Here is a 15,343-nt window from a genome sequence, read left to right on the forward strand (position 1 = left end):
ATGGTTGCCGAGTAGTTGCCTAGGAGGAAACTGCGATGACGTGGAACCCGCACGCGAACCGGATCAAGACATTCTTCCTGCTGGTCGGAATGTCGGCATTTATCGTGTTCGTCGGTTCGTTGTTCGGCCGCAACGTGATGTACCTGGCCGTGCTGTTCGCCGTCGGCATGAACGCCTACGTGTACTTCAACAGCGACAAGATGGCGCTGCGCGCCATGCACGCCCAGCCGATCACCGAGGTACAGGCGCCCGAGATCTACCGGATTGTGCGGGAGTTGGCCACCACGGCGCATCAACCGATGCCGCGCCTGTACATCTCCGACACCGCGAACCCGAATGCGTTCGCCACCGGACGGAATCCGCGCAATGCCGCGGTGTGCTGTACCACCGGCATTCTGCAGCTCCTCAACGAGCGTGAACTACGTGCGGTTCTGGGCCATGAGCTTTCGCACGTCTACAACCGCGACATCCTGATCTCGTGTGTGGCGGGCGCGATGGCGTCGGTGATCACCGCCCTGGCCAACATGGCCATGTTCGCGGGAATGTTCGGCGGCAACCGTGAGGGCACCAATCCGCTTGCCATGCTTCTGGTTTCGCTGCTGGGTCCCATCGCGGCCACCGTGGTGAGGCTGGCGGTGTCGCGTTCGCGTGAGTATCAGGCCGATCAGTCCGGTGCCGAATTGACCGGTGACCCACTGGCATTGGCCTCGGCGCTGCGCAAGATCTCCGGTGGGGTCGAGGCGGCGCCGCTGCCCCCGCAGCCCCAGTTGGCCGACCAGGCGCATCTGATGATCGCCAGCCCGTTCCGGGCCGGCGAGCGCATCGGCAAGCTGTTCTCGACGCACCCGCCGATCGACGACCGGATCCGCCGCCTGGAGGACATGGCCGGCCGCGGCCCGGGCCACTACTGATTCGCGCTACGTACCGTCGTCGCCGTCGCGCAGGCACCGGATCATGCTCTGCAGGGCCCGGAACGCGTCTGACTGCTCGGTCTCGGTCATGCCGGCCAGCATTCTGACCTCGACGGACCGAACCGCCACGGTCGCCTTGGCGAGGCTGCGCCGTCCGCGCGCGGTGAGCCGGGTGGGGAGAACCTTCCCGACGGGCGCTTCCGCGGGCCTGGTCACGTAGCCCTCTCTTTCGAGGGCCTGGAGCAGCACGTTCATCGACTGCCGAGTCACGAAGGCGCCCCGGGCGAGCTCGGAGTTCGACAAGCCCGGTCGTTGAGCCAGCAGCTCGAGGCAGGCGTAGCGCGTCACGTTCATCCCGAGCGGCCGCAGCGCCTCCTCCATGGCTGCGCGCAGGACACTGGACGCCTCTTTCAGCAGATAACCCAGTGACGTCTGGAGGTCGACGCCGTCTTGACTCATGTCAGCATTCTGACATAGCTTCGTTCGTGTCAGAAAACTGACACGAACGAAGGAGCATCGTCATGCCCGCCACCGGCCCCGACTTCATCTCTCTCCAAGCGCGCGACCTCGAAGCTTCGCAGGCGTTCTACGAGCGGTATCTCGGCCTCGTCCGCTCGCAGGCGGGACCTCCGCACGCTGTTGTCTTCGAGACCGAGCCGATCGCGTTCGCACTCCGGGAGGTCCTTCCCGGAACCGGCCTTGCCTCTGTTGCTCAGCCCGGCATCGGGGCCGCGATCTGGCTGCACGCCACGGACGTTCAGGCCATTCACGATGCTCTCGTCACCGACGGGCACACCATCGTCTCCGCGCCGATCGACGGACCCTTCGGTCGGACGTTCACCTTCGCCGACCCTGACGGCTATCAGGTCACTCTCCACGACCGCGCCTGATCAACTGGAGGACTGACAAGACACCGCGAGCGTGCGTGAACTGCTGCCGAGACACAGTGTGTCGGGCACCAGACATGCACGCTCGCGGTGCAAGCCGTGCGGGGAGAGAACCTACGCGGCGTCGGCGAGGGTCTCGACGTGCGTGGGCGTCACCCGCAGCACGCCGGCGCTGGCGATGTCGTAGAACAGGCCGATCACGTTGACCCGTCGCGCCAATGGGTGTGCCTGCAGGGTCTGCACCTGGACTGCGATGTTGACCATCGACAGCTGATCCACCGTTCCGAAGCCTGCCTCGGCCGCCGACAGCGCCACCGGGTGACGACCCTCATCGAATGCGTCGACGGATGGATTGCCATGGGCCAGCCAGGATTCCAGGTGCTTGTCGCCCGCGTCGGTCTTGCCCATCATCGCGGTCATCGCGCCGCAGCTGGAATGCCCGCACACCACGATCGAGGAGACGTTGAGCTTGTCCACCGCGAACGCGATGGCCGCTTCGATCGAGGCGTCGGCCTGGCCGGCCGGCACCATGTTGCCGACGTTGCGCACCGTGAACAGGTCTCCCGGACCGCTGCTGGTGATGACGTTGGGCACCACCCGCGAATCGGCGCACGTGAGGAACAGCGTCTCGGGCCGCTGCGCATGCGCCAGTTCCTGCATGTGCGGGCGCAGCATCGGGGCGGTGCGACGGTGGTAGGCGGCCAGGCCGTGGAGTACCGAAGCCGACTCCTCGCGCTGCCAGGAACTCCACGGCACCACGCCGGAGCGCTTGTCGAACGGTGTGAAGCCCCGCATCGGTGGGCCGGTGACGGCGCTACCCATCTCGACCACACCGACGTCGTGGATGTCGACCGTGCCACCGGTGGCCACGTGCTGGCGCTGCCATTCTTCGATGGTCTCGTGGGCGGCGTGGTCGATGAAGTCGACCGACAGCTCGACGGTCACCGCCGTACCCGACGGCACCTGCGCCAGCGCACTGGTCAGCGTCGGCAGGGACAGGAACGTGCAGGAGCCCTCGATCGCGACCCGCCAGGTGTCCTTACCGGTGGGCTCGGCGACGATGTTGGTACGCACCACCCGCCACACGGTCAGTGCGACCGCCAGTGCCAGTCCGATCAGCACGCCTTCGAGCAGGTTGAGGAACACCACGCCGACCACGGTCACCGCGTACACCGCGAGATCACCTGTGCGCCGGGCTGTTTCGATGTGCGCACGCTTGACCAACTGGCAGCCGATGACGATCAGCAGGCCGGCCAGGGCGGCGGTCGGGATCATCTGGGCCAGGCCGGCGAACGGCACGGCGAACGCCAGGATCCACACGCCGTGCAGGATTGCCGCGGCCCGGGTACGGGCTCCGGCCGCGACGTTGGTGGAGCTGCGCACGATCACACCGGTGACGGGCAGCCCGCCGATGGCGCCGGAAGCGATGTTGGCGGCGCCCTGGCCGATCATCTCGCGGTCGAAGTTGGTGCGCGGGCCGGTGTGCATACGGTCCACCGAAACCGCCGACAGCAGGCTCTCGACACTGGCGATCAGTGCGACGGTGAGCACACCGGCGGCGAACGCGCTCCAGTTGCCGTCGGGCAGGCTGGGCAGGGCCAGCGCGTCCAGCAGCGAGCCGTTGATCTGGATGCGGGTGACGTCACTGAACGGGGCCAGCAGCGACAGCGCGGTGACGCCGACGATGGCCACCAGCGGGCCGGGCACCTTCTTCACCGCTGCCGGTGCCCAGCGCCACGCCACCAGGATCGCGATCACCAGTGCGCCCAGGATGACGCCGTGACCGTGGGCGTTGACCAGCTGACCTGGCAGTTCTGCGACGTTGGCCCAGGCCGAGCTGTTGGAGCTGCCGCCGAGCAGCACGTGGATCTGCTGCAGCGCGATGGTGATGCCGATGCCGGCCAGCATCGCGTGCACGACGACGGGGGAGATTGCCAGTGCGGCGCGCGCCACCCGGCTCAGGCCGAACAGCACCTGCAGCACGCCCGCGCACACCGTGATGGCGCAGGTGACCGCCCAGCCGAACTGTGAGATCAGTCCGGCCACCACGACTGTCAGCCCGGCCGCGGGCCCGCTGACCTGAAGCGGCGATCCGCCCAGGGCTCCGGCGATGATGCCGCCGACGATGGCGGCGATGATGCCGGCCAGTACCGGAGCGCCGGAGGCAACGGCGATACCCAACGACAACGGCAGGGCGACCAGGAAGACCACCAGGGAGGCGGGTACGTCGTACCGCAGAACGGCCCGGGCCCGTTCGGCGAGTTGGGTGGTTTGCTGCATGGTGCGCCTCCGTCTGGAGTTGGTGATGCGCGGACCCGCCTCGTTGCGGACCCGCACAAAGTTATTGACGTCGTTGTCGGTAAACAACTTCGAAAGGTGTTGGAGCACAGTGCGACACAAGTCGACTTATGGCTCAGTTGTAGCTCGGCAACACCCAATTACTGTGGGCGAGAGTATTTATCGCTGTGAGCGCGTGCAAGGAAGTTTGGGCCATGCATAGAGAACCCAAATGTTTCGGCGGAGTATCGAGCCGCGCGAATATGCCTGGTGCGCAGGGCAAACCATTCAACAAATGGTTGCAGGCGGCACCAATTGTTCACCTACTCGTTTGAAACTGTATGTATCGCAATGCGTTTGATCTAGATCACCACTGGTCACGAACGTGACGACGGTCATAGAGGAATCATAGAAACAGCATTCCCTTAGAACTCCATATGAACTCCGTGACAACACTCTGTGTACTCCGCACAATGGAAATATGACGACGATGTCCGTATCCCCCCGAGCCCAGCAACCCCGCCAGGCCATCCTCGGACAGTTGCCGAAGATCCACCGCGCCGACGGATCAGCTATCCGGGTGTTGCTGGTCGATGACGAGCCGGCGCTGACCAACCTGGTCAAGATGGCCCTGCACTATGAGGGCTGGGAAGTCGAAGTGGCCCATAACGGCCATGACGCGGTAGCAAAGTTCGACGAGATCGAACCGGATGTGGTGGTCTTGGACATCATGCTGCCGGATATCGACGGGCTGCAGATCCTGCAGCGGATGCGTGAGGCCGACGGCTACACGCCGACGCTGTTTCTGACGGCCAGGGATTCGGTGCTGGACCGGGTGTCCGGTCTGACCGCGGGGGCCGACGACTACATGACCAAGCCGTTCAGCCTCGAGGAGCTGGTGGCCCGGCTGCGCGGGCTGTTGCGCCGGTCCAGCCACACCACACCGCCGGCCGACGAAACCCTGAAGGTCGGCGACATGGTGCTCGACGGCGCCAGCCGCGAGGTCACCCGTGCCGGTGAGCCGATCAACCTCACCGTGACGGAGTTCGAGCTGTTGCGTTACCTGATGCGCAACCCGCGCCGGGCGCTGAGCCGCGCCGAGATCCTCGACCGGGTGTGGAACTACGGCTTCGGCGGGAAGTCCAGCATCGTGGACCTCTACATCTCCTACCTGCGCAAGAAGGTCGACACCGACCGCGAGCCGATGATCCACACCGTGCGCGGGGTGGGTTACATGCTGCGGCCCGCGTCGTGACCCGCTGATGCCGCCCAAAACCAAGTGGTGGTGGCCGCGCTCGCTACGCCGCCAATTGGTGCTGGGTGTCAGTGCGATCGTCACGGTGGCGCTGGCCGCGGTCGGCGCGTTGTCGGTGTACAGCCTGCACACCTATGTGTCGACGATGAGCGATGCCGAGGTGACGCGGTCGTTGGCGGCGTTCAGCCACTCCTATGAGAAGTGGCGCGAAGGCCAGACCGGGCACGTGCTCACCGCGGATGCCGAGGCGCTCACCGCGTTCGTCGGACAGGCGCCCGGCAACCTGATCGCGGTGCTGCACGACGGCGAGGTGATCCAGTCGGCGGTGTTCTCCGACGGTGAGCCACACCCCGCCCCGGTCTCGGTGACTCGCGCCCTCGACCAGTACGCCTGGACAGACGAGCACCCGCGCACGGTGAAGCTGCCGGTGCTCGGCTCGTATCGGCTGGCCAGCCAGCCTGCGGGCAACGGCGATGTGCTGGTGTCCGGGGTGTCCATGGAGAGCGCGAACCTGGTGATCGCGCGCAAGACGGTGACTGTCGCGGTGATGATCGTCGTCGCGCTGATCGCCACGGCATTGGGCACGGTCGCGGTGGTGCGTATCGCGCTGCGGCCGTTGCGCCGGGTCGCGGCCACCGCCGCCAAGGTGGCGACACTGCGGTTGGACGCCGGCGATCACCGCATCACGGCGCGGGTGCGTGACAAGGACACCGATCCGGACAACGAGGTCGGCATCGTCGGCGAAACACTCAACCAGCTGCTGTCCAACGTCGACAGTGCGCTGGCCGAGTTGGCGGCTTCCGATCGGCGCACGCGGCAGTTCCTCACCGATGCCAGCCATGAGCTGCGCACCCCGCTGGCGGCGATCCAGGGTTATGCCGAGCTCACCCGGCAGGACAGCGCGAACCTGCCGCCGACCACCGAATACGCGCTGGCCCGCATCGAGGCCGAGGCGCGCCGGATGACCGGGCTGGTCAGCGACCTGCTGTTGTTGTCCCGGCTCAGTGAGGGCCAGGACCTGGAGACCGATGACATCGACCTGAGCGATCTGGTGGTCGACGCGGTCAACGACGTGGCGGTGGGCGCACCCGAACATCACTGGGTGGCCGAACTGCCCGACGATCCGTTATGGGTGCGCGGCGATTTGGCCCGGCTGCACCAAGTGGTCAGCAATTTGTTGACAAATGCCCGGGTGCACACGCCGCCCGGTGTGACGGTCACCATTGCATTGACCGAGACCGATGAATTCGCGGAATTGACCGTTACCGACGACGGGCCGGGAATTGATGCGGAATTGTTGCCGAATCTCTTCGGCAGATTCGTCAGAGCCGATAAATCGCGGTCGCGAGAATTGGGTAGCACCGGGCTGGGCCTGGCCATCGTGGCGTCGATCATCGAGGCCCACCAGGGCACCGTGGCCGTCGCCTCGAAGCCAGGTGAGACGGTGTTTACTGTGCGTATCCCGCTGGCCGGCGAGTCCGCTCCGGACGCTGCCGGGCACCTGAAAAATATGAATTCCGCCTGAATATTCAATGCCCGGCAATTCATATGCGCTCATTCGTATGTGTTCAATATGAGTTGATGGACGCGGGTGAATTACCTGAATAGGCTGAAATCAATTCAGCAAGGAAGGCAGGTAGTTCAATGAGGAACACCGTCAAAAACACCGTTGTCGCCACCGTCGGGGCCGGTCTGGCCCTGAGCGCGCTGGCACTGGCCGGCCCGGCCGCGGCGGCACCGAGTGGCGCCGGATCGGCCCAGCAGACCATCAAGCAGTTGGAGGACGAGGGCTACCGCGTCATCTTGTCCCGAGTCGGCAGCGGCTCGATCGATGCCTGCAACGTCAAGGCGGTCCGTCCGGGTCGTGACATCACCGAACTCAAGGCGGCGCCTCGGGGCAACACCGAGGAGCGGGTCCGCTACACCACGGTGTACGTCGACCTCGCTTGCGGCCAGGGCAAGTAGCCGAACCCGGAGCGGTGGACCGCACTATCGCCCCGGGTTAGGGTGACGGCGTGCTGAGCAGAGTGGTGATTGGCCTGGTGAGCGCCGCGGGGGCGGCAGTGATGAGCGTGCCGCCGGTGGCGGCCGCGGAACCGGCGCCGGCTCCCGCCGTCCCCAACGTCAACGCGTACGCGCCGGTCAAGACCTCCGAGTACGCGGTGATGGACAACAACTGGTACGCGTTCGGCATCCCGGACGGCATCACCTGCGTACTACAGCGCTCCGGCACCTACGGCTGCAGCGGACCGATCCCGGCCGCACCCAACGGGGCCAATCTGGTCAGCGGCGGGCCCGGGGTGCCCGGGTTCGCCAGCTCGCCGGCGCCGGTGTTCGGCGTCGTCGAGAACCCCAAGCCGTTGCCGCCGAACTCGCGGATCAGCTACCAGACGATCAGCTGCGGCACCGACGGCGTGACGACCTCCTGCATCGATGGACGCAATCAGTCCGGCTTCGTGATCAGCCCGGCGGGCAGCTTCGTCATCGGTAAGCAGGAATCGGACTTCAAGCCCACCTTCACCATCGGCTGAGACCGCCATCGGCTGAGTCAGCCGATTCCTTCGAGCGTCTCCATGTCGCTGGTGCCGATCTTCGCGATCACTTCCGGTGACCGGCGGCTCAGAATCCAGTACCAGGCCAGCGCGGCGGCAACCGTGGCCAGGAACAGCCACGGGATCACATTGAGCGGGTAGGCCGGCACCGGATACACGTTGGCGTAGAACACATATGCCATTGATCCGATGGCCAGCGCGGCGGCCGGCCAGACCAGCGGGACGCGGACCTTGATGCTGCGCAGGAAGACGACGGCCGCGATCGCAGCGGCGGCGTACGCCACCATGTAACCGTAGGTCCCATAGGTGTCCACCCAGGTCACCACGTCCATCGCATCGACGCCGCCCAGGTACAGGACCACGGGCACCGCGATCACCAGTGGGCTGACCGAGATCAGGGCGCGGTGCGGGGTCAGGTGCGTCGGGTGGGTCCGGCCGATCGCCGACGGCACCACACCCTCTTTGCCCATCACGTACAGGATGCGGCCGATGACGTTCATCGGTGCGACCACCACGGCGAAGAACGATGCGGCGATACCGAAGTTGAGGATCGGGTTGAACCAGCCCGGCATGCCGACCAGGGTCGCGAGATCGTTGAGCGGCTGAGCGGATTCACCGAGGTCGGGTCCCAGCGCGGCCACCTGGGTGTAGGCGGCGAAGACGTACAGCACACCCACGCCGGCGGCGCTCCACATGATTGCCCGCGGCACCGCGCGGTAGGGATCTTTGGCCTCCCGGGCCAGGGCGTCGGCGCTGGAGAATCCGACGAAGCCCAGGATCGCCAGCACCATGCCCACCGCGATTCCCGACGGCTTGGCGCCGCTCAGGTCGAACTGGTCGGCGTCGAAGGCGTCCGCTCCCAGGTGCACCAGGGTGAAGACCAGCAGCAGGGTGATGATGGACACCGAAACCAATTCGAGCACAAGGGAAACCCGTGCGGAGAGGCGGATGCCGCGGATGGTGAACAACGTGGCCAGTGCGCCGAGAACGGCGGCGAGCACGATCTGTGCGGCCACCCCGTGGACCGGAATGCCGAGTTGGTTGAGCAGGGTGGCGGTGTAGGCCACCGAGCCGCTCAGTGAGCCTGCGGCGATACCGAAGCATCCGATGATCAGGCTGACGCCGGTCAGGTAGGCGCCGAACGGTCCCAGAGCGGTCGCGGCATAGCTGTACAACGAGCCCGCGCTCGAACGGCGCTTGGCGAACTGCGAGATGCAGTACCCCACCGCGAGTATGACCACGGTGGCCAGCGCGAACGAGATCCAGGTGCCGTTACTGGCCGTGGTGTAGATGGCGGCAGCGGTGAACGCGATGACGGCGCTGGGCGCGATGTTGGCGATGGCCTGTGCGGCGAGTTCGCCGCCACCCATCACTCCGCGGCGCAGGCCGGCATCCCCGTTCGGGGTCTCGGCCCGGGTCTGAAGATCTTCAGTCACTTGGGATCTCGATTCTTCTCAGGCGTTCGGGACGAGTAGTTGGCGCAGTGCGTGGCCGGCGGCCAGATCATCGAGGGCGGCCGCGGCTTCGGCCAGTGGCCGCCGGGCGGAGATCATCGAGGCCAGGTCGAGGTTGCCCGCCATCACCTCGTCGACCAATTGCGGGATGTCCCGCTCGGGCACCGCCGAGCCGTAATTGGAGCCCAGTATCCGTTGATCGGCCTCGGCCAGCGCGAGCGGGTCGAAGCTGGCGCGTTCGCCGGCCGGTGGCAGGCCGACGATGACGGCGGCCCCGCCGAGGCCCAGCGCGGCGATGGCCTGTTCGGTGGTGGCGATCTTGCCGATGGCGTCGAAGATGTAGTCGTATCCGTCGGGCACCGCCTCACGCAGGGCGGTCACCACGTCCTCGACCGCCGAGGCGTCGACGGTGTCGGTGGCTCCGAGTTTGCGTGCCAGGTCGAGCTTTTCGGCGACGACGTCGACCGCCACGATGCGTGAGGCGCCGGCCAGTCGGGCGCCCTGCACGCAGGCCAGGCCGACCCCGCCGCAGCCGATCACCGCGACGGTCGAATCGGGTTGTACGCCGGCGGTATTGCGCACCGCGCCCACTCCGGTGGCGATCGCACAGCCCACGATCGCGATGTCTTCCAGGGGCGCGTCCTTGCGGACCTTGACCGCGCCGCTGCGGGGAACCACGACCTGCTCGGCGTAGGAGGACACCCCGAGGTAGTGGTGGATCTGGCCGCGTTCGTTGGACAGCCGGGTGGTTCCGTCGTACAGGGTGCCGCCGGTGGCCACGACCGACGCGACCAGCGCGCATTGGGCCGGTCGGCCGGCCAGGCAGGCGCGGCATTCGCCGCAGCCGGGCACCCAGCTGAGCACCACATGGTCGCCGGGTTCGAGGTCGTCGACGCCGGCACCGACCGCGGTGACCACGCCGGATCCTTCGTGTCCCAGCACCACCGGCGCCGGGACGTCCCAGGCTCCGGTGGTGACGTGCAGGTCGGAGTGACAAACGCCGGCGGCGGCGATCTTGACCCGCACCTCACCGGGGCCGGGGGCGGCCAGGTCGACGTGCTCGATGGTGATGGATCCGTTGCCGTCGAGTACGGCGGCCTGAATCCGCGTCGACTCGCTGTTGGGCTCGGTTGCAGGTGCAGACACCGCGTGCCTTTCTGTGCTTCGGGGGGCACCGCCACGTGTAGGGTTCAATGCCATAAAACGATGGAACGTGTTTTACACCACTAAACGAACGTGCGTCAACAGGAAGGGGAAGCTTCAGTGGGGGACGGCCAGCAGACCGGCACGGAGACCGGCATGGGGCGGGCTGGGGCACGGCTGCGCGAATTTCGTGGTCAGCGCGGATTGAGCCTGACCGAGGTGGCCGCCCGGGCCGAGGTGACCAAGGGTTTCCTGAGCCTGGCCGAGCGGGGGATGACGAATGTCTCGGTCCCGGTGTTGATCCGGATCTGCGACGCACTGGAGATCGGCATCGGCGACCTGTTCGAGTACCCCTCGGCGCCGGTGGTGCGCAGCGGGGCCGGGGCGCCGCTGGAGATGGGCGGCCACGGGGTCCGGGAAGAGTTGCTGACCCCGAAGTCCGAACACCATGTGCAGGTGATGCACACCGTCATGCGGCCGGGCGGAGGCTCCGGCGGGGCCTACCGGCTCGATGCCGCAACGATTTTCGTCTACGTGCTCAAAGGCGAGCTCAGCATCACCGTCGAGGGGCAGGCCACATTGCTGAACACCGGCGACAGCATGACCTTCGGTGCGACCCAGCTGCACGACTGGCACAACCCGACCGAGGGCGAGGCCGAGGTGCTCTGGACCATCGCCCCACCGGTCGGGGCCGAGGACTTCCGCGCTGCGGTGCGGGGCGCCTGAAGACTCAGAACCCTGAGCCGTGCACCTCGTGCCCCGGCTTCTCGACCATCAGGCCGTAGTACGCGTCCTCCACCTTCGCGCCGTGGTTGATCACGCGGTCCACCTCGCGGGCGATGGGCATGTTGAGCCCGTACTTGTCGGCGAATTCCATGATCACGCTGGCGGCCTTGACGCCCTCGGCGACCTGATTCATCGAGGCGATGATCTCGTCGATCTTCTTACCCGCGCCCAGTTGCTCGCCGACGTGCCGGTTGCGGCTGCGCTGGCTGGTGCAGGTGACGATGAGGTCTCCCATGCCGGCCAGGCCCGCGAAGGTGTCGCGGTGTCCGCCCATGGCCTCGCCGAGTTTGGACATCTCCCGGACCGCGCGGGCCATCACCATCGCGCGGGTGTTCTCGCCGATGCCCAGCGAATAGCCCATGCCGACGGCGATGGCGTAGACGTTCTTGAGCGCCCCGGCCATCTCCACCCCGATCACGTCGTCGGTGGTGTAGGTGCGAAATCGCTTGGTGCGGAACAACTGTGCGAGATTCGCCGCGAGGTGTTGGTCGGGCATGGCCAGCACGGCGGCGGCGGCATAGCCCTCGGCGACCTCGCGGGCGATGTTGGGCCCGGCCAGGATCCCGGCCGGATGCCCGGGCAGCACCTCGTCGACGATCTCGCTCATCCGCCGGTTGGTGCCCTGCTCCAGGCCCTTGACCAGCGAGACCACCGGCACCCACGGCCGCAGTTCACGGGCCAGCTCGGTGAGCACCCCGCGGAAGCCGTGTGACGGCACGCCCATCACGATCACGTCGGCGCAGTTGGCCGCCTCGCTGAAATCGTTTGTGGCCTTCAGGCTTTGCGGGAGTACGACTTCGTTGCCCAGGTAGCGCGTGTTGCGGTGGTTGTCGTTGATGTCCTTGGCGGTCTCCTCCGAGCGCACCCACTGCAGCGTCGGCCCGCGCCGAGCACAGATGGAGGCGACGGTGGTGCCCCAGGATCCTCCGCCGAGGACGACGACGTTGGGTTCGCGTTGCGCTGGTGCCATGGCGATCAGAGTATTGCCGCGACGCCGTTGCTGAGCCCAAGTTGTCGAACTGGGTCAGTCGGTGCCGGTTCCGCGTCGACTCAGTGCGCCGATGCCCGCGGCGGCCAGGCAGGCCGTCGCCACCGCGGCGGCGAACCACGGGAAGACGGTGGCCAGGTCCCAGCGGGTGGCGGCCCAGCCGGCCAGCAGTGTCGGGACGGCCATCGCGGTATAGGCCAGCAGGTAGAACGCGGACATGGTCTCGCCGCGCTGGTCGGCCGGGACGACGTGCGACAGGTGCCGCAGCGATCCGCCGAAGCCGAGCCCGAACGTCGCGCCCAGCATTGCTGCCGCCGCGAACACCAGGGGCCAGGATTGGGTGAGCAGCACCGGAACGGTCAGGCCCAGGGCGATCGCCATTCCCACGTCGCCGGCGATCGCGGAGCGGTGTGCCGGGATGCGGGTGGCGGCCAGTTGGGCCATCGCTGCGGAGAACGCGGTGATGGCCACGACTCCGCCGCCGAACACCAGGTTCTCGATGTGGGTCTGGTGTGCGGCCAGCGACGGATACAGCGAGAGCAGCACACCCAGCACCGACCAGGATGCCATCGCGCCGAGTGCGGCGAACCAGAAGTCGGACCGGATCTCCTTGGCCACAGCAGGTTTCGAGATTCGGATAGGGCCGGGGGAGCGGGTGGTGTGGGTTTCGCGCAGGGCGAGGACGCCGACGCCGACCAGGACGCAGATCACCGCCACCACGGCGTAGGGGGTGCGCAGTGGGTGTGGGGCGTATTGCGCCAGGACGGCGGAGCCGATGATCGCGACGGTCATGCCGATGTTGAATGCGACGCCGCTGAGCTGTCCCGAGCGCACACCGCGGTGCGGACGCAGGTCGAGCAGCGCGGCGGCGGCCACCACCACGATCGAGCCGACGGCCGCGCCGTGGATGGTGCGGGCCAGCAGGAGCAGGGCCATGTTGTCGGCCACCAGGAAGACGCCGAGTCCGATGATCATCGCGATGAGGGCGCCCACGAGCACGGGCTTACGGCCGATGACGTCGGATATGCGGCCGGACACGAGCACAGCGGCCAGCGCGGCCAGTGCGTAGACCGCGAAGACGATCGTGGTGGCCAGCGGAGTGAGGTGCCAGGCGGTTTCGTAGATCCCGTACAGCGGCGCGGGCAGACCCGAGACTCCGAGGGCGACACCACTGAGGATCAGTAGCAGCGGGTAGGCCCAACGCTGGTTGTCCGGGCCGAGCGAACCTTCCGCCGAAATCCCCGCCATCGTCATGCCCCGTCCGGTAGGTTTGACGTTCATCGAACCTGGCTGAGCTTACGCCCGGTTTGACGTTCATCAAACTTATTTTCCGGTGGCGGAGGGCGCATGGCAGAGGCTCCGGCGGTCGAGGCGCAATGTCCCGTCGGGGCGTTGCCTCAGTTGCTGGCCGCCCTCCAGGACCCGATCCGGCTGGAGATGGTGCGTCGTTTGCACGAGGTCGGTGAGCCGGTGAAATGCGCGGCGCTGTATGACGGCATCAACAAGTCGACGGCGACCCACCACTTCAACATCTTGCGCGACGCCGGGCTGACCGAGCGGGTGGTCAGCGAGGGGCACATCTATCAGCGGCTGCGCACGCGGGACGTGGACGCTGCGATGCCGGGCCTGCTGGATGCGATCGTGGCGCAGGCGAACCGGGAATCCGGCCGCCACTGAGCGGGTCCTGCCGGTGCGCGCACGAGATGTTCCGAAACCCGACTGACATCGCCTGTAGTCAGTAGACTTCGGCGCAACGGCGCGGCAGGGGTACCGGGCGCCACCCGTCAGCAAGATCTGGCAACTTTTTCCGCGGTTTCGACACGATCGGCAAAGTTAACGTGCATGCCGGGCACTGATTCCGTGGTGAGTTTGTCCGTGGGGCGCGAATCCCTGACCGTTCGGGGTGTGGCCCTTACGTCGGCGTCAATGCGAATGGCGCTCACTTTGGCCTGAATGCACTGCATTTACACGTGATACGGGAAGTGGCAATTGATCGCCCGCACGTGGGAGCGGCGGTGGCGGTGCGCCGGCGGTGACGACGGATTTGCCGGAAATTGATGAGCCAATCTCGCTAAGTGAATGAGAATTCGGCAAAACATTGACGGGGGATGAGCGCCGACGCTACGGTGCCAACCACTGCGAGTTATCCGGCCGGCGGTGGCCATATCTCTGCCTGGGGAGGGATGGATCTGTGTTGGTTCTGCTGCTTAATGAGAGAGGATGACGGCGCCGCCCGAGAGCGTGGCTGATGGGGTCGAGTCGGAACGGGGAATCGACGCCATCGAGAACTGGGCCACCGGCTATGCCAGGCGTCATCCGCTGGCCTCGCTCACCACGGTCGGGGACCAGTTCGTGCTCGGAGTCCGGACCGTTCAGATTCTCTTCCTCGACCTGGTGACGGGCCGCTTCCAATGGCAGGAGTTCGTCCGCCAGGGTGCCTTCATGGCCGGCACGGCCGTGCTCCCCACCGTGCTGGTGGCCCTACCGATCGGCGTCACCCTCTCCATACAGTTCGCCCTGCTGGCCGGGCAGGTCGGCGCGACGTCACTGGCCGGTGCGGCCAGTGGCCTGGCCGTGATTCGGCAGGCCGCGTCGCTGGTCGCGGCCGTTCTGATGGCCGCCGCGGTCGGGTCGGCGATCACCGCCGACCTGGGTTCGCGGACCATGCGTGAGGAAACCGACGCCATGGAGGTCATGGGCGTCTCGGTGATTCAGCGGCTGGTCGTGCCGCGCTTCGTCGCCGCGATCATGATCGGCGTCGCGCTCACCGGGGTGGTGTGCTTCGTCGGCTTCCTGGCGAGCTTCCTGTTCAACGTCTACTTCCAGAACGGTGCCCCCGGCAGCTTCGTGGCAACCTTCGCCTCGTTTGCTACCACCGGTGACATGATCGTGGCTCTGTTGAAGGCGGTGATCTTCGGCGCCATCGTGGCCGTGGTGTCGTGTCAGAAGGGGCTGTCCACCAAAGGCGGCCCCACCGGCGTCGCGAACTCCGTGAACGCGGCAGTGGTGGAATCGATTCTGTTGCTGATGGTGGTCAACGTGGCGATCAGCCAGCTCTACATCATGTTGTTCCCCCGGGTCGGGCTGTGA

At 66.6% G+C, this 15,343-nt stretch carries 15 protein-coding genes; 9 read left to right on the forward strand and 6 right to left on the reverse strand.

The annotated features are described in order from the left end of the window. Positions 1 to 35: 35 nt before the first annotated feature. Positions 36 to 911 (forward strand): zinc metalloprotease HtpX, encoded by an 876-nt coding sequence (gene htpX / locus ACZYZ7_RS11660; RefSeq protein WP_135458258.1) that lies wholly within the window; start codon positions 36 to 38, stop codon positions 909 to 911. Positions 912 to 917: 6 nt separating this feature from the next. On the opposite strand, the gene ACZYZ7_RS11665 is transcribed toward htpX, so the two are convergent. Next, a complete protein-coding gene (locus ACZYZ7_RS11665; RefSeq protein ID WP_463740954.1) occupies positions 918 to 1,370 on the reverse strand; it encodes a MarR family winged helix-turn-helix transcriptional regulator in 453 nt (150 codons plus the stop codon). Positions 1,371 to 1,432: 62 nt separating this feature from the next. On the opposite strand from ACZYZ7_RS11665, the gene ACZYZ7_RS11670 reads away from it, so the two are divergent. Further along, the gene (locus ACZYZ7_RS11670; protein ID WP_450073046.1) at positions 1,433 to 1,801 is read left to right on the forward strand and encodes a VOC family protein; all 369 of its coding nucleotides are present in this window, start codon (positions 1,433 to 1,435) and stop codon (positions 1,799 to 1,801) included. Between the two features lie 111 nt (positions 1,802 to 1,912). Here ACZYZ7_RS11670 and ACZYZ7_RS11675 read toward each other — a convergent pair whose 3' ends face one another. Then, positions 1,913 to 4,078, reverse strand: a complete 2,166-nt coding sequence (locus ACZYZ7_RS11675; protein WP_135458256.1) for a SulP family inorganic anion transporter — start codon at positions 4,076 to 4,078, stop codon at positions 1,913 to 1,915. Between the two features lie 478 nt (positions 4,079 to 4,556). On the opposite strand from ACZYZ7_RS11675, the gene ACZYZ7_RS11680 reads away from it, so the two are divergent. The 4 genes from ACZYZ7_RS11680 to ACZYZ7_RS11695 all read left to right on the forward strand — a co-directional run bounded on the left by ACZYZ7_RS11680 (position 4,557) and on the right by ACZYZ7_RS11695 (position 7,861). Further along, on the forward strand, positions 4,557 to 5,330 hold the full coding sequence (locus ACZYZ7_RS11680; protein WP_135458254.1) for a response regulator transcription factor: 774 nt from the start codon (positions 4,557 to 4,559) through the stop codon (positions 5,328 to 5,330). A gap of 7 nt (positions 5,331 to 5,337) precedes the next feature. After that, positions 5,338 to 6,855, forward strand: a complete 1,518-nt coding sequence (locus ACZYZ7_RS11685) for a sensor histidine kinase (protein ID WP_135458253.1) — start codon at positions 5,338 to 5,340, stop codon at positions 6,853 to 6,855. Positions 6,856 to 6,974: 119 nt separating this feature from the next. Next, positions 6,975 to 7,295: a hypothetical protein gene (locus ACZYZ7_RS11690; protein ID WP_135458251.1), complete on the forward strand. Its 321-nt coding sequence runs from the start codon at positions 6,975 to 6,977 to the stop codon at positions 7,293 to 7,295. A gap of 50 nt (positions 7,296 to 7,345) precedes the next feature. After that, a complete protein-coding gene (locus ACZYZ7_RS11695; RefSeq protein ID WP_135458249.1) occupies positions 7,346 to 7,861 on the forward strand; it encodes a hypothetical protein in 516 nt (171 codons plus the stop codon). Between the two features lie 17 nt (positions 7,862 to 7,878). On the opposite strand, the gene ACZYZ7_RS11700 is transcribed toward ACZYZ7_RS11695, so the two are convergent. Both ACZYZ7_RS11700 and ACZYZ7_RS11705 read right to left on the reverse strand, forming a co-directional pair. Continuing rightward, positions 7,879 to 9,318, reverse strand: coding sequence for an APC family permease (locus tag ACZYZ7_RS11700; RefSeq protein WP_135458247.1), 1,440 nt, complete (start codon positions 9,316 to 9,318; stop codon positions 7,879 to 7,881). A gap of 18 nt (positions 9,319 to 9,336) precedes the next feature. After that, positions 9,337 to 10,482: a zinc-binding dehydrogenase gene (locus ACZYZ7_RS11705; protein WP_450073044.1), complete on the reverse strand. Its 1,146-nt coding sequence runs from the start codon at positions 10,480 to 10,482 to the stop codon at positions 9,337 to 9,339. Positions 10,483 to 10,635: 153 nt separating this feature from the next. Between ACZYZ7_RS11705 and ACZYZ7_RS11710 the strand changes: the two genes are divergently transcribed. Then, positions 10,636 to 11,205: a helix-turn-helix domain-containing protein gene (locus tag ACZYZ7_RS11710; protein WP_450073043.1), complete on the forward strand. Its 570-nt coding sequence runs from the start codon at positions 10,636 to 10,638 to the stop codon at positions 11,203 to 11,205. Between the two features lie 4 nt (positions 11,206 to 11,209). On the opposite strand, the gene ACZYZ7_RS11715 is transcribed toward ACZYZ7_RS11710, so the two are convergent. Then, positions 11,210 to 12,235 (reverse strand): NAD(P)H-dependent glycerol-3-phosphate dehydrogenase, encoded by a 1,026-nt coding sequence (locus tag ACZYZ7_RS11715; protein ID WP_135458241.1) that lies wholly within the window; start codon positions 12,233 to 12,235, stop codon positions 11,210 to 11,212. A gap of 54 nt (positions 12,236 to 12,289) precedes the next feature. Beyond that, positions 12,290 to 13,501 (reverse strand): MFS transporter, encoded by a 1,212-nt coding sequence (locus tag ACZYZ7_RS11720; RefSeq protein ID WP_450073075.1) that lies wholly within the window; start codon positions 13,499 to 13,501, stop codon positions 12,290 to 12,292. A gap of 99 nt (positions 13,502 to 13,600) precedes the next feature. Here ACZYZ7_RS11720 and ACZYZ7_RS11725 point away from each other — a divergent pair, with 99 nt between their 5' ends. Both ACZYZ7_RS11725 and ACZYZ7_RS11730 read left to right on the forward strand, forming a co-directional pair. Beyond that, positions 13,601 to 13,930: an ArsR/SmtB family transcription factor gene (locus tag ACZYZ7_RS11725; RefSeq protein WP_450073042.1), complete on the forward strand. Its 330-nt coding sequence runs from the start codon at positions 13,601 to 13,603 to the stop codon at positions 13,928 to 13,930. Between the two features lie 543 nt (positions 13,931 to 14,473). Beyond that, a complete protein-coding gene (locus tag ACZYZ7_RS11730) occupies positions 14,474 to 15,343 on the forward strand; it encodes an MlaE family ABC transporter permease (RefSeq protein ID WP_450073041.1) in 870 nt (289 codons plus the stop codon).

Source organism: Mycobacterium sp. IDUB_17 (assembly GCF_055419465.1).